This window comes from Amycolatopsis sp. NPDC005232 (assembly GCF_040607795.1).
Taxonomy (GTDB): Bacteria; Actinomycetota; Actinomycetes; order Mycobacteriales; family Pseudonocardiaceae; genus Amycolatopsis.
This window is the reverse complement of sequence record NZ_JBEXHL010000009.1, coordinates 78,459-90,476: the sequence shown is the minus strand read 5'-3', so window position 1 is coordinate 90,476 and position 12,018 is coordinate 78,459. Positions and strand designations below refer to the sequence as shown.

Below are 12,018 nucleotides of genomic sequence, written 5' to 3'. Positions count from 1 at the left end.
GCGCCGGTTTCCGGATGGGGCAGTGCGATCGGCCCTCCGGCCGATCCGACTGCTCCATCCGGAAACCGGCTCAAAGGCGATCTCGCCCGCCCCCGGCGGAGCCAGGGCAAATAACCCAGTTGTTCATTTTCCGACCACGCGCCGGACCCCAACCGGGCACACCCCGGCCCGCTGGCGTCCCCATCATGAGTCGCCCTTCCCCCCGACCCAGGAGGACTCATGATCCGCAAGCGGATCGTGGCCGCGCTCGCCGCGGCGACGCTGGCCGCGGCCGGTGTTGTCACGGCAGCCGCGACGAACACCGGCGAACCGGACGTGGCGCCCGCCGCCGCGGCCGTGCCGGCGTTCGACCACGTCGTGCTGGTGATGTTCGAGAACAAGAAGGCCTCGTCCATCACCTCGTCGGCCGCTCCGTACTTCACGTCCTTGGCGAGCCAAGGCGCGAAGTTCACCAGCTCCTTCGCCATCACCCACCCCAGCCAGCCCAACTACGTCGCCCTGTTCTCCGGCGCCACCCAGGGCGTCACGAGCGACTCCTGCCCCGCCAACCTCGGCAACAAGGCCAACCTCGGCCAGCAGCTGATCGGCGCCGGCAAGTCGTTCAAGGGCTACTCCGAGTCGATGCCGTCGGACGGTTACACCGGCTGCTCCAGCGGCACCTACATGCGCAAGCACAACAGCTGGGTGGACTTCTCGAACGTCCCGGCGGCCAGCAACGTCCGCTACTCCAGCTTCCCCACCGACTACACGACGCTGCCCACGGTTTCCTTCGTGACGCCGAACATGTGCAGCGACATGCACGACTGCTCGATCGGCACGGGTGACACCTGGCTCAAGAGCCACCTCGACTCGTACGCGCAGTGGGCCAAGACGCACAACAGCCTGCTGATCGTCACGTTCGACGAGGACAGCGGCACCTCGGTCAACCAGATCTACACCACGTTCGTCGGCGCCCACGTGAAGCCGGGCAGCTACTCCGAATCCATCAACCACTACACGGTCCTGCGCACCATCGAGGCCTCCTACGGCCTGCCGGGGATCGCGGGCGCGGCGAGCAAGTCGCCGATCCTCGACGTCTGGCAGTGATCCCTCCCGCGGGCGTGTCCCCTGTGTCCACTGTGGACACAGGGGGCGCGCCCGCGGGCTCCAGAAGGGCGCGTTCGTGTACCTCTCCACCATCGGCCGCCGCGAGCACAAGGTCTCCCGAGGGAAGATCGCCGCGAACGTGCTCGCGCTCGGCACCGTCAGCCTCGTCACGGACATCTCCTCGGAGATGGTCACGGCGGTGCTGCCCATCTACCTCGTCCTCAGCCTGCACCTGAGCCCCGCGATCTACGGCCTGGTCGACGGCCTCTACACCGGCGCGACAGCGCTGTTGCGGCTCGTCGGCGGCTACCTCGCCGACCGCGTGAGCCGGCGCAAGACCATCGCCGGGATCGGGTACGCGATCTCGGCCGTCGCGAAGCTCGGGCTCGTCGCCGCCGGCGCGTCGGCGGGCGCGATCGGCGCGGTGATCACCGCCGACCGCACCGGGAAAGGCCTGCGCACGGCCCCGCGCGACGCGCTGATCACCTTGTCAGCGCCGCAGGACATGCTCGGGCGCGCGTTCGGCGTGCACCGCGCGATGGACAGCGCCGGTGCGTTCGCGGGACCGCTCGTGGCGCTGGGCGTGCTCGCACTGGTCGGCGCTTCGAGCACCGACGCGTTCGACGCCGTGTTCGTCACCAGCTTCTGCATCGCGGCGATCGGCGTGCTGCTGCTGATCCTCTTCGTGCGGGACCACCGCACGCCGCGCCCCGCCACGGGCACGGTGTCCCCTCGCGCGGCGGCAGCGTTGCTGAAGTCCGCGCCCGTACGGCGGCTGCTGATCGCCGCGTGCGTGCTCGGCACAGCGACTATCGGCGACGGCTTCGTCTACCTGCTGCTGCAACGCCGCGAAGACATCGGCACGGGCTGGTTCCCGCTGCTGGCCGTGGGCACGAACCTCGCCTACCTCGTGCTGGCCGCGCCGCTCGGCTCGCTGGCCGACCGGTTCGGGCGGCTGCCGGTGGTGCTCTGCGGCTACGGCGCGCTGGTCGTGGTCTACCTGCTGCTGGCCGGGCCCGTGTCGGGCTGGCCGCTGGTGGTGCTGTCGCTCGCGCTCTACGGCGCGTTCTACGCGGCCACCGACGGCGTGCTGATGGCGCTGGCGGGACCGGTGCTGCCGGAAGCCCTGCGGACCACGGGCATCTCGCTCATCCAGACCGGCCAGGCGGTGGCGTACTTCGTCTCGTCCGCGCTGTTCGGGCTGGCGTGGCAGGTGTGGGGCATCGGGCCGTCGATGGCCGTGGCGGCGGGCGCGGCCGTGCTCGCGATCGTGGTGACGTTCGGACTCCTTCGGAAGGCGCGATGAAAACGCGGATCTTGGTTGCAGTGGCGGGCGTCGTGGTGCTGGTCGCCGCGGCAGCGGTGTACGTCGGGATGGCGGCGGCGCGCAACCGCGACGTCGCGGCCACCGGCACGGTGTCCCTGGCTCCCGGCCCGCGGCTGCTCGTGCGCAGCACGGCCGACGCCTCGCGCGGCCACGTCGTCACGGTGTCAGTGGCAGACCCGGGCGGCCCGCGCGCGGTGTCGCCCGTGACGTGCGCGCGCGTCTACGCCGCTGCGGGCACCGGCCTGTGCCTGCGCCAGGACGGCGACCTGACGACGTACCAGCTGGCGGTGCTCGACTCCGGGCTCACGTCGAAGCGCGAGATCCCGCTGGTCGGGCTGCCCAACCGCGCACGCGTCTCGCCGAGCGGCAACCTGGTCGCGTGGACGGTGTTCGTCACCGGCGACTCCTACAACGGCGGTGTGTTCTCCACGCGCGCCGGCATCCTCGACACGCGCACGGGCGAGCTGGCCCCGACGCTGGAGGACTTCGCGGTGACGCTGAACGGCAAGCCCTACCAGGCCGTGGACCTCAACTTCTGGGGCGTCACGTTCACCCGCGACGACCACACCTTCTACGCCACGATGTCCACGGCCGGGCACCGCTACCTCGTGCGCGGCGACTTCCGGGCGCACACGATCGTGTCGCTGCGGGAGAACGTGGAGTGCCCGTCGCTGTCGCCGGACAGCACGCGCATCGCGTTCAAGTCGGCCATCGACGACGACCCCGCGAAGGGCTGGCGCCTGTCGGTGCTCGACCTGGCGTCGGGCCGCGTGACGCCGCTGGCCGAGACCCGCAGCGTCGACGACCAGGCGGCGTGGCTCGACGAGCGCTCCGTCGCATACGCCATCCCGCGCGGCACCCAGCACTCGGACGTCTGGACGGTGCCGGCCGACGGCAGCGGCGTGCCGCGCGTGCTCGTGCCGGACGCGGAGTCGCCGGCGGCGCTGGGCTGACCGTCGCCCGGACCCCGACGGGTGTCAGACTTGTCCGGAACAGCGGATCTGACACCCAGGGAGAGCGATGAGCGCGGAGCCGGACCCGGCCGACGTGCTCGCCGCGGAGCTGGCCGCGTTGCGCGCGAGCGCCGGCAACCCGTCGTTCCGCAAGATGGCCGAGCGCTCCGGCTGCATCTCCCACACCACCTTGCACGAGGCGGTGAAGGGCACGCGGTTCCCGTCGTGGGAGACCACGCGGGAGTTCGTGAAGGCGTGTGGCGCGGGCGAAGAGCCGTGGCGGGCGCGGTGGGTGGAGCTCAAGGGCGTGCCACCGGTGCCGGAACCCGTCGCCGTGGCCGCGCAGGCCACGCCGGGTCCTGCCGAGCCTCGCAGTCCCGAGCCGGACGTCGAAGGTGTCCGCCTCGCCCCGCCGCCGCGCAAGCGCTCCACCCGGCGGAACGCGCTGGTCGTGGTCGCTGCCGTGATCGCCGTGCTGGCCGCGGTGGCCGCGTTCGTCATCCCCGGCAAGCTGAACGCTCCGGCGGGCGACGCGAGCGCCCGCGTCCCCGGCGACAACACCAAGTTCATCGCCGACGTGACGGTGCCCGACGGCGCGGCGGTGCACGTCGGCGTGACCGTGCAGAAGGTGTGGGAGCTCGAGAACTCGGGTTCGGTCCGCTGGCACGAGCGCTACCTGCAGCGCATGGACCTGCCGCCCGCCCCGGGCACCTGCCGCACGCCCGACCGCGTGCTGATCGGCGACACCGCGCCCGGCGAGCACGTGATGATCAGCGTGCCGCTGACGGCGTCGGACGCGCCGGGCCGCTGCTGGATCGGCTGGAAGATGGTCGACGCCGCGGGCACGGAGTTCTTCACGACGAAGCGTCCGGTGTACGTGCTCGTGACCGTCGTCCCCTGACGCTGTCAGATTCTGTAAGACCTGGTCAGGTCGGTACCGAACATCCCGTTCCCGCCGGAAAATGGATCGCAGCGAAGGCGTGCCTCCCCCGTCTTCGACGGATTCTGGGGGTCGGTCCGTGGGGTGGCCCGGGCGAAGGGCGCCCCACGGACCGCCGATTTCACGCCGTGCGGCGGAACGTGCTCCGGTAGGCGCTGGGCGACACCCCGAGCGCGCTCTGCAGGTGCTGGCGCAGCGACGCCGCCGTGCCGAAGCCGCAATCGGTCGCGATGCGGTCGATCGGCAGGTCCGTCTCCTCCAGCAGCTGCCGCGCGCGTTCCACGCGCTGCTGCGTGAGCCACTGCAAGGCCGAGATCCCGACCTCCTCGCGGAAGCGCCGCGTGAAGGTCCGCACGCTCATCGCCTCCTTCGACGCCAGGTCGCGCAGCGTCAGCGGCCGGTCGAGGTGCTCCAGCGCCCACGCCCGCGCCGCGCCCGTCGACGCGGTCTGCGGCTCGGGCACCGGGCGGCGGATGAACTGCGCCTGCCCGCCCTCGCGGTGCGGGGAGACGACGGTGCCACGCGCGACCTCGTTGGCCACGGCCGCGCCGAAGTCGCGCCGGATCAAGTGCAGGCAGAGGTCGATGCCGGACGCGACGCCGGCGGAGGTGAAGACGTTGCCGTCCTCGGTGTAGAGCACGTCAGGGTCCAGCTTCACCCGCGGGTACTCCAGCTGGAACTCGCACGCCGAACGCCAGTGCGTGGTCGCGCGGCGCCCGTCGAGCAGGCCCGCGGCGGCGAGCACGAAGGCGCCGGTGCAGATCGACGCGATGCGCGCGCCGGGGCGGATGCGGTCGATGGCGCCGGCCAGTGCCGGCGGGTACTCGCGGCCGGTGGGCTCGTACTCGAGCGAAGACGCCGGGATCACCACCGTGTCGGCCTCGGCGATCGCCTCCGGCCCGACCGCGACGGGGATGACGACGTCGGAGTCGGTGCGGACGTCGCCGGGCTCGGGTGTGCAGGTGAGGACCTCGTACAGCGGCTCGCCCTCGGCCGAGCGCGCCTGGCCGAACAGCCGGTGCACGATGCCGAGCTCCATCACGAGCATGCCGTGGCGCACGAGCACCGCCACGTGATGCCTCTCCGGGTGCCGGAAAACGGACATGGCCCGATTCTTTCACAGGTTGTCCATCGGGCCACTTTTTCCGGGCCGGACCGCGAGCGACCCTGGCGACATGAACGTCCTCTGGCTCTTCGCCCACCCCGACCCGCACTCCCTCGGCGGCGCGCTGCGCGACGAGGGCCTGGCGACGCTGCGCGCCCTCGGCCACGAAGTGCGCGAGTCGGATCTGTACGCCATGCACTGGAACCCGGTCGTCGACGAGATCGCGGCGGTTCCGGACGACGTCCGCGCCGAACAGGCCAAGCTGACCTGGGCCGATGCCGTGGTCTTCCAGTTCCCGCTCTGGTGGTACGGCACGCCCGCCATGCTGAAGGGCTGGTTCGACCGCGTCTTCGTGAAGGGCTACGCCTACGACGTCCACCGCCCCGACGGCCGCCCCGCCCGCTACGGCGAAGGCGCGCTGGCCGGCAAACGCGCGCTGGTCGTCGTCACCACCGGCTCGCCCGCGCCGGCCCTCGGCCCGCGCGGTGTCAACGGCCCGCTGCCCGACCTGCTCTTCGGCCTCCAGCACGGCACGCTCTTCTACACCGGCATGTCGGTGCTGCCGCCTTTCGCCGTGTACGACGCGGACCGCATGACGGCGTGTGCGTTCGCCTCGGCGGCTTCAGCCTTGCGGGCCCGGCTGAGTGACCTCGAGACGGCTTCACCCCTCCCGTTCCGCCACCAGAACGGCGGCGACTACGGCCGCGACCTCGTGCTGCGCCCCGAAGTGGCGCCCGGCCGCGAAGGCCTGGACGTTCACCTCTGCGGCACACCCTGAGACTGTCGGATCACCTCGACCACGCTGGCCACCCCATGCTTGCCTTGACCGTTCGCGACCGCCTGCTCGAACAGCTCACGCACCGCCGTCGGCACTCGCGCGTCGAGGCCTCGCGAAGCCTCGACGAGGTGCGCCAGCCCGCGCGCGTTGATGTCCACAGAGGACACTTCCGTCCGGTAATCCCCGGACGCCACCGCCTCCCCGAGCCGCGGCAGGTTCGCCCCCACGGCGTCGAGCCAGCCCGTCGCCACCGGCGTGAACCGCTCCGGCGCCACACCCTCGCCGCCGACCAGCGCCAACGCGTGCAGGTAGCCGGCCATGGTGGTCCACATGATGCCGAGCAGTGCCAGGTCATAGGCCGCGGGCAACCCGACGTCGGCGCCGAGGAACGTCGTCGTGCCCAGGACTTCGAGCAGCTCCCGGTGCTCCGCGAACGCGGTCTCGGCGCCGGCGAAGAGAAGCCGGGCCGACGGCGTGCCGATCGCCTGCGGCACGGCCATGATCACGCCGTCGACGTAGGTAATGCCGTGCTGCGAAGCCCACTCCGCCGTGGCGCGGGCTTCGGCGGGCGTGCCAGAGGTCAGGTTGACCAGCGTCGTCCCGGCGGGGAGCCGTTCGAGCACCGGTCGCTGGATGTCACATGTGGACAGACAGGTGACGACGACCCCACGTGCCTCGGCGGGATCGGCCAGCACGGCGAACCCGGCGGCCTTCCCGGGCGTGCGGTTCCACACCGTGACGTCGTACCCGGCGCGCGTGAACGCCGCCGCGAGCGCCGAGCCCATCCGCCCCAGCCCGAGCACGCTCACCTGCTTCGGATTCTTTTGCATGGCACCGATGCTGCGGGGTGGCTTTACTGGGAACAAGTACCGACTAATTTGTGCGGTGCCCACCCGAACGTAAGGATCGAGGATGCAGCCACGCAGGTACAACTGCGGTCTCGACGCGGCCATCGACGTGATCGGCGGCCGCTGGAAGTCGTTGGTGCTCTGGGCGTTGCACAAGGAGCCGCTGCGGTTCGGGGATCTCAAGCGCAGCGTGGCGGGGATCAGCGAGAAGATGCTGATCCAGTCGTTGCGCGAGCTGGAGCACGACGGGATCGTGCACCGCGAGGCCTACGCCGAGATCCCACCGCGTGTCGAGTACTCGCTCACCGAGCGCGGGCAGGCGCTCAACACCGCACTGCTGACCCTCGGCGAATGGGGCGAGACGAATATGCACCACATCGCCACCACCCGAGGGGCGCTGCCGGCACGTGGTCGCTGACTCCTACCCGGTGAAAAACGACTCGGCCGACTTCATGGCCGCATCGTCGGCCAGCACGTCGCCGGGCCTGCTCCCGTTGCCCAGCAGCACACCACCCCAGTGCATGCCCAAGTACGCGGCGGTCTTCTCCAGCGTGCCCACCAGCGGGTCGGCCTGCTCGGGCCCCTCGCTCAGCACGCTGACGCCCCACAGCGTCTTGCCCTTCATCCGAGCCTTGAACTCCGCCCCCGGCACCCGCATCCACCCCGACCAGTAGTCCAGGTACAGCTTCACGCTCGCCGCCACCGAGTACCAGTACACCGGCGAGGCAATCACCAGGTCCGTGGCCGCGAACGTCGCGTCCATCAGCACCTTCTCGTAACCCGCCGGCTCCGGGTGCTCGCCGAAGCCGTGCCGCCGGTCCTCGAACGCGGGCAGCGGCACCTCCGGCAGCCGGATCCACGTTTGCTCGTGCTGCCGGGGGATCTCCCTCGCGGCGCGCCGGGCCAGCATCTCCGTGTTGCCCCCGGCGCGAGCGGCCGCCACCAGGAACAGGAAGCTCCGATCCATCACGATCTCTCCCCATCAAGTCTATGCATGTGCATTCAAATGTTGTCACTGCATGTACTCTGACGTCAAGGGGAGGGCCGATGAGCAACGACGAAGACGCGTGGGGCCGGCTGCTCCTGCTCCACACCCGAGTCGAGCAGGAGCTGGCGAAAGCCTTGCAGCGCAAGCACGGCATCGGGTTGTCCGAGTACCGCGCGCTCGGCAAGCTGGCCGCCGCGCCCAAGGGCGAGCTGCGGATGCAGGAGCTGGCCGAGGCGGTGGGGCTCAACCAGAGCTCGGTCAGCCGCATGGTCGCGCGCCTCGAGGACCGGGGCCTGAGCGTCCGCGATCTCTGCGAAGACGACCGCCGGGGCGTCTACTCCGTGATCACCGAAGCAGGCCGAGCCCGGCATGACGAGGTCGAGACGACCTACCGCACCACTCTCACGGCCGCGCTCGACAAGGCGGGCGCCGACCCGTCGCTCGCAGCCGCGATCGCGTCGGTCCGAACCGCCTGACTCCGGACCGCCCCGAGAAGCTCAGCCCAGCGCGCGGTTGTACGGCGCGAACCTCCGCGCCGCTTCGCCCGGCAGCGACCTACCGCCGTGGACCAGCCGGGGAGCCGGGCCGATCGGCAGCAGCCCCGACGCACGGCACCACTCGGAAAGGCCCGCCTGGGCCAGATCCACGTCCACCCGGATCCGTCCGCCGGCCGCCCGCGCGATGCCGCGGATCAACGCCCGGGCCCGCTCCTCGTCGGGCGCGACCACCGGACCGATCACCGTCACCCCGTCCAGCACGGTGCCCAGAGCGAACCCGTCGTCGGTCACGTGGACGTGCTCGGCCTCGAACAGCAGCCGGTCCAGCAGCGCCTCCCGCGCGAAGCCCTGCGCGCCGGCGTCGAGTGAGTACACCCGGGCCACGTCGGCCGGCGTGATCGGCCGCGAAACCGGACCGCCGTCGTCGGCGAGCACGCCGATGTGGCCTTCGCAGCCGCCGTCGACCACGAAGCCCAGGGACTCGTACAGCCGCAGCCCGAATTCACTCGCGTGCAGGAACACCGTGGCGTCGCCCGCGGCCGAAACCGCTTCGGCCGTCACGCGGCCGCCCAGACCCTGGCGTCCGTACCGGGCGGCAACCACGACCATTGAGATCGACGCGACCGGTCCCGTCTCCACCAGAATCGAGGTGGCGGCGAGCCCGCCGTCAGGTGCGTCGATGCCGAAACCGCGGCCGACGTCGAGCAGGATCGACCACTTGCGCTGCTCCCGCGGCCAGTCGCGGTCGGCTCCGAGGTCGAGGCAAGCGGACAGGTCGGCGGGCCCGAGCGGGCGGACGGGAAGCACGCAGCCAGCCTATGCCCGGGGAGGCGTACGCCACACGCGAAGCGACCTGGCGGTAGCTAAGCTCCGCTTCATGAGCAGTGCGACGCAGCCGCTCGGGACTCCGCCCGAGGAAGAACCGGACATCCACACCACGGCCGGCAAGCTCGCGGACCTCTACCGCCGCTACGACGAGGCCGTGCACGCCGGATCCGAGCGTGCCATCGAGAAGCAGCACGCCAAGGGCAAGAAGACGGCCCGCGAGCGCATCGACCTGCTGCTCGACGAGGGGTCGTTCGTCGAGCTCGACGAGCTGGCGCGCCACCGCTCCACGAACTTCGGGCTGGAGAAGAACCGCCCCTACGGCGACGGCGTGGTCTCGGGCTACGGCACCGTCAACGGCCGGCCCGTGTGCGTGTTCTCCCAGGACGTCACGGTCTTCGGCGGCGCGCTCGGCGAGGTGTACGGCGAGAAGATCGTGAAGGTCATGGACCTCGCGATCAAGACCGGCTGCCCGATCATCGGCATGAACGAGGGCGGCGGCGCGCGCATCCAGGAAGGCGTGGTCTCCCTCGGCCTCTACGCCGAGATCTTCCGCCGCAACACCCACGCGTCGGGCGTGATCCCGCAGATCTCCCTGATCATGGGCGCGAACGCCGGCGGGCACGTCTACTCCCCCGCGCTCACCGACTTCGTGGTGATGGTCGACGAGACGTCGCAGATGTTCATCACCGGCCCGGACGTCGTGAAGACCGTGACGGGCGAGGACGTGACCTTCGAGGAGCTCGGCGGCGCGCGCACGCACAACACCAAGTCCGGCGTCGCGCACTACCTCGGCTCCGACGACGAGGACGCGATCGCCTACGTCAAGGAACTGCTGTCGTACCTGCCGCAGAACAACCTGTCCGAGCCGCCGGCATTCGAGCCGGGTGAGCCCGCCGGGTTCTTCGACGACGTGACCGACACCGACCGCGAGCTCGACACGATCATCCCCGACTCGCCGAACACGCCGTACGACATGCACGAGGTCGTCACCCGCGTGCTCGACGACGGCGAGTTCCTCGAGGTCCACGAGCTCTTCGCGCCCAACATCCTCGTGGGCTTCGGCCGCGTCGACGGCCAGAGCGTGGGTGTGGTCGCGAACCAGCCGACGCAGTTCGCCGGCTGCCTCGACATCGCGGCGTCGGAGAAGGCTGCGCGGTTCGTGCGCACGTGCGACGCGTTCAACATCCCCGTGCTCACCTTCGTGGACGTGCCCGGCTTCCTGCCCGGCACCGACCAGGAGTGGAACGGCATCATCCGCCGCGGCGCGAAGCTGATCTACGCCTACGCGGAGGCCACGGTCCCGCTGGTCACCGTGATCACGCGCAAGGCCTACGGCGGCGCGTACGACGTGATGGGCTCCAAGCACCTCGGCGCCGACGTCAACCTGGCCTGGCCGACCGCGCAGGTCGCCGTGATGGGCGCGCAGGGCGCGGCGAACATCGTGCACCGCAAGACACTGGCGGCCGCCGCGGCCGAGGGGCGTGACGTCGACGCGCTGCGCGCCGAGCTGATCCAGGAGTACGAGGACACGCTGCTGAACCCGTACGCCGCCGCCGAACGCGGGTACGTCGACTCGGTGATCGTGCCGGCGCACACGCGCGGCCACATCACGAAGGCGCTGGCACTGCTGAAGACCAAGCGCGAAACGCTGCCGCCCAAGAAGCACGGCAACATCCCCCTGTGAGGTCTCCCGTGAGCGATCGCCCCTTGCTCCGCGTCGTCCGCGGCAACCCGGACGACGCCGAACTCGCCGCCCTCACCGCCGTTGTCGCGGCGGTGGCGGCGTCTTCGGGTGGCTCGCCCGCGCCCGAGCGGCGGACGTCGTGGTGGAACGACCGCGCGACGCGGCTGGGCACTTCGCCCGCGCCAGGTGACGGCGCGTGGCGCGCTTCCGCCCTGCCCCGCTGACCCAAGCGCCCCAATGTGGCGTTCGGTGCGCTCAACGCAACGAACGCCGCATTGGGTGCGTTGAACGCAACCAACGCCACATTGGGGTGGCGCGTCAGATGTCGGCGCACGAGTTGACGACGCGGTCGGCCAGTGCGTCGGTGAACTCACGCGTGACGGGCGCGCCGGTGACCAGCACGCGGTAGTGGACGGGCCCGATGGCCTGCTCCACCAGGCAGTCGAGCTCGGTGTCGGCGGGGAGCTCGCCGCGGGCGACCGCCCGTTCGAACGGCAGCCGGTCGCGTTCGTGCTGCCCGTGGATCTGCTCCGCGCGCAGCCGCGCGGCCAGCTCCGGGTCGTGCTGCGCCTGGCCGATCAGCGCGCGGAACACCGCGCCGGCGTCGGCCGTGGTCAGGAAGGTCGCGACAGCCGCGAGGTGCTCCCGCAGGTCGCGGCGCAGGTCGCCGTGGTCGGGCGGCACGAGCTCCTCGGCGAGGTCGTCGCCAAGCGCGTCCAGCAGGATGTCCACTTTGGACGGCCACCAGCGGTAGATCGTCTGCTTCGCCACGCCCGCGGCCGCCGCGATCCGCTCGATCGTGAGCCCGGCGAAACCGTGTTCCACCAGCAGGTCGTCGGCGGCCTCCAGCACGGCGCGGCGTGCGTCTTCGCTGCGGCCGTAGCGATTCCCGTGATGCCGGCGCGTGTCCGGTGCAGTGGTGTTTCCCACCTCGGCGAGCCTAATCGGCTTCTAGACAAGACGCAACGTCGCGTCTAGCGTAGG

General features: G+C 71.0%; 14 protein-coding genes. 9 read left to right on the top strand and 5 right to left on the bottom strand.

Going from position 1 to position 12,018, the window contains the following annotated elements; all coding sequences use genetic code 11:
- The first annotated feature begins 219 nt into the window (after positions 1-219).
- The 4 genes from ABZU76_RS19045 (at position 220) to ABZU76_RS19030 (ending at position 4,267) form a co-directional block, all read left to right on the top strand.
- Entirely contained in the window at positions 220-1,086 is an 867-nt protein-coding gene (locus tag ABZU76_RS19045; protein ID WP_354871072.1) for an alkaline phosphatase family protein, read from the top strand.
- 76 nt (positions 1,087-1,162) lie between these two features.
- Positions 1,163-2,392: an MFS transporter gene (locus ABZU76_RS19040; protein WP_220246321.1), complete on the top strand. Its 1,230-nt coding sequence runs from the start codon at positions 1,163-1,165 to the stop codon at positions 2,390-2,392.
- Positions 2,389-3,366 (top strand): hypothetical protein, encoded by a 978-nt coding sequence (locus ABZU76_RS19035; protein ID WP_354871069.1) that lies wholly within the window; start codon positions 2,389-2,391, stop codon positions 3,364-3,366. Before ABZU76_RS19040 ends, ABZU76_RS19035 begins: the two co-directional genes overlap by 4 nt.
- 67 nt (positions 3,367-3,433) lie before the next feature.
- Complete coding sequence (locus tag ABZU76_RS19030) at positions 3,434-4,267, top strand: NBR1-Ig-like domain-containing protein (RefSeq protein ID WP_354871067.1); 834 nt, start codon at positions 3,434-3,436, stop codon at positions 4,265-4,267.
- Positions 4,268-4,427: 160 nt separating this feature from the next.
- On the opposite strand, the gene ABZU76_RS19025 is transcribed toward ABZU76_RS19030, so the two are convergent.
- The gene (locus ABZU76_RS19025) at positions 4,428-5,411 is read right to left on the bottom strand and encodes a helix-turn-helix domain-containing protein (protein WP_354871065.1); all 984 of its coding nucleotides are present in this window, start codon (positions 5,409-5,411) and stop codon (positions 4,428-4,430) included.
- 70 nt (positions 5,412-5,481) lie between these two features.
- On the opposite strand from ABZU76_RS19025, the gene ABZU76_RS19020 reads away from it, so the two are divergent.
- On the top strand, positions 5,482-6,189 hold the full coding sequence (locus ABZU76_RS19020) for an NAD(P)H-dependent oxidoreductase (RefSeq protein ID WP_354871063.1): 708 nt from the start codon (positions 5,482-5,484) through the stop codon (positions 6,187-6,189).
- On the opposite strand, the gene ABZU76_RS19015 is transcribed toward ABZU76_RS19020, so the two are convergent.
- Positions 6,168-7,019, bottom strand: coding sequence for an NAD(P)-binding domain-containing protein (locus tag ABZU76_RS19015; RefSeq protein WP_354871061.1), 852 nt, complete (start codon positions 7,017-7,019; stop codon positions 6,168-6,170). The two genes, ABZU76_RS19020 and ABZU76_RS19015, sit on opposite strands and share 22 nt — an antisense overlap.
- A gap of 82 nt (positions 7,020-7,101) precedes the next feature.
- On the opposite strand from ABZU76_RS19015, the gene ABZU76_RS19010 reads away from it, so the two are divergent.
- A complete protein-coding gene (locus ABZU76_RS19010) occupies positions 7,102-7,455 on the top strand; it encodes a helix-turn-helix domain-containing protein (RefSeq protein WP_354871059.1) in 354 nt (117 codons plus the stop codon).
- Between the two features lie 3 nt (positions 7,456-7,458).
- Here the strand turns inward: ABZU76_RS19010 and ABZU76_RS19005 are convergent, their stop codons facing one another.
- Positions 7,459-8,004 (bottom strand): NAD(P)H-dependent oxidoreductase, encoded by a 546-nt coding sequence (locus ABZU76_RS19005; RefSeq protein WP_354871057.1) that lies wholly within the window; start codon positions 8,002-8,004, stop codon positions 7,459-7,461.
- Between the two features lie 80 nt (positions 8,005-8,084).
- Between ABZU76_RS19005 and ABZU76_RS19000 the strand changes: the two genes are divergently transcribed.
- On the top strand, positions 8,085-8,501 hold the full coding sequence (locus ABZU76_RS19000; protein ID WP_354871054.1) for a MarR family transcriptional regulator: 417 nt from the start codon (positions 8,085-8,087) through the stop codon (positions 8,499-8,501).
- Positions 8,502-8,522: 21 nt separating this feature from the next.
- Here the strand turns inward: ABZU76_RS19000 and ABZU76_RS18995 are convergent, their stop codons facing one another.
- Positions 8,523-9,329 (bottom strand): GNAT family N-acetyltransferase, encoded by an 807-nt coding sequence (locus ABZU76_RS18995; protein WP_354871051.1) that lies wholly within the window; start codon positions 9,327-9,329, stop codon positions 8,523-8,525.
- Positions 9,330-9,399: 70 nt separating this feature from the next.
- Here ABZU76_RS18995 and ABZU76_RS18990 point away from each other — a divergent pair, with 70 nt between their 5' ends.
- Both ABZU76_RS18990 and ABZU76_RS18985 read left to right on the top strand, forming a co-directional pair.
- Positions 9,400-11,034, top strand: a complete 1,635-nt coding sequence (locus ABZU76_RS18990; protein ID WP_220246313.1) for an acyl-CoA carboxylase subunit beta — start codon at positions 9,400-9,402, stop codon at positions 11,032-11,034.
- 8 nt (positions 11,035-11,042) lie between these two features.
- Entirely contained in the window at positions 11,043-11,258 is a 216-nt protein-coding gene (locus ABZU76_RS18985; protein WP_354871049.1) for an acyl-CoA carboxylase subunit epsilon, read from the top strand.
- A 94-nt stretch (positions 11,259-11,352) separates the two neighbouring features.
- On the opposite strand, the gene ABZU76_RS18980 is transcribed toward ABZU76_RS18985, so the two are convergent.
- Positions 11,353-11,964: a TetR/AcrR family transcriptional regulator gene (locus ABZU76_RS18980; protein ID WP_354871046.1), complete on the bottom strand. Its 612-nt coding sequence runs from the start codon at positions 11,962-11,964 to the stop codon at positions 11,353-11,355.
- Positions 11,965-12,018 lie beyond the last annotated feature (54 nt).

Bases quoted from the DNA above. Each gene is read 5' to 3' on its own strand.
- ABZU76_RS19045 (WP_354871072.1), top strand. From the start codon at position 220: ATGATCCGCAAGCGGATCGTGGCCGCGCTCGCCGCGGCGACGCTGGCC.
- ABZU76_RS19035 (WP_354871069.1), top strand. From the start codon at position 2,389: ATGAAAACGCGGATCTTGGTTGCAGTGGCGGGCGTCGTGGTGCTGGTC.
- ABZU76_RS19030 (WP_354871067.1), top strand. From the start codon at position 3,434: ATGAGCGCGGAGCCGGACCCGGCCGACGTGCTCGCCGCGGAGCTGGCC.
- ABZU76_RS19025 (WP_354871065.1), bottom strand. From the start codon at position 5,411: ATGTCCGTTTTCCGGCACCCGGAGAGGCATCACGTGGCGGTGCTCGTG.
- ABZU76_RS19020 (WP_354871063.1), top strand. From the start codon at position 5,482: ATGAACGTCCTCTGGCTCTTCGCCCACCCCGACCCGCACTCCCTCGGC.
- ABZU76_RS19015 (WP_354871061.1), bottom strand. From the start codon at position 7,019: ATGCAAAAGAATCCGAAGCAGGTGAGCGTGCTCGGGCTGGGGCGGATG.
- ABZU76_RS19010 (WP_354871059.1), top strand. From the start codon at position 7,102: ATGCAGCCACGCAGGTACAACTGCGGTCTCGACGCGGCCATCGACGTG.
- ABZU76_RS19005 (WP_354871057.1), bottom strand. From the start codon at position 8,004: ATGGATCGGAGCTTCCTGTTCCTGGTGGCGGCCGCTCGCGCCGGGGGC.
- ABZU76_RS19000 (WP_354871054.1), top strand. From the start codon at position 8,085: ATGAGCAACGACGAAGACGCGTGGGGCCGGCTGCTCCTGCTCCACACC.
- ABZU76_RS18990 (WP_220246313.1), top strand. From the start codon at position 9,400: ATGAGCAGTGCGACGCAGCCGCTCGGGACTCCGCCCGAGGAAGAACCG.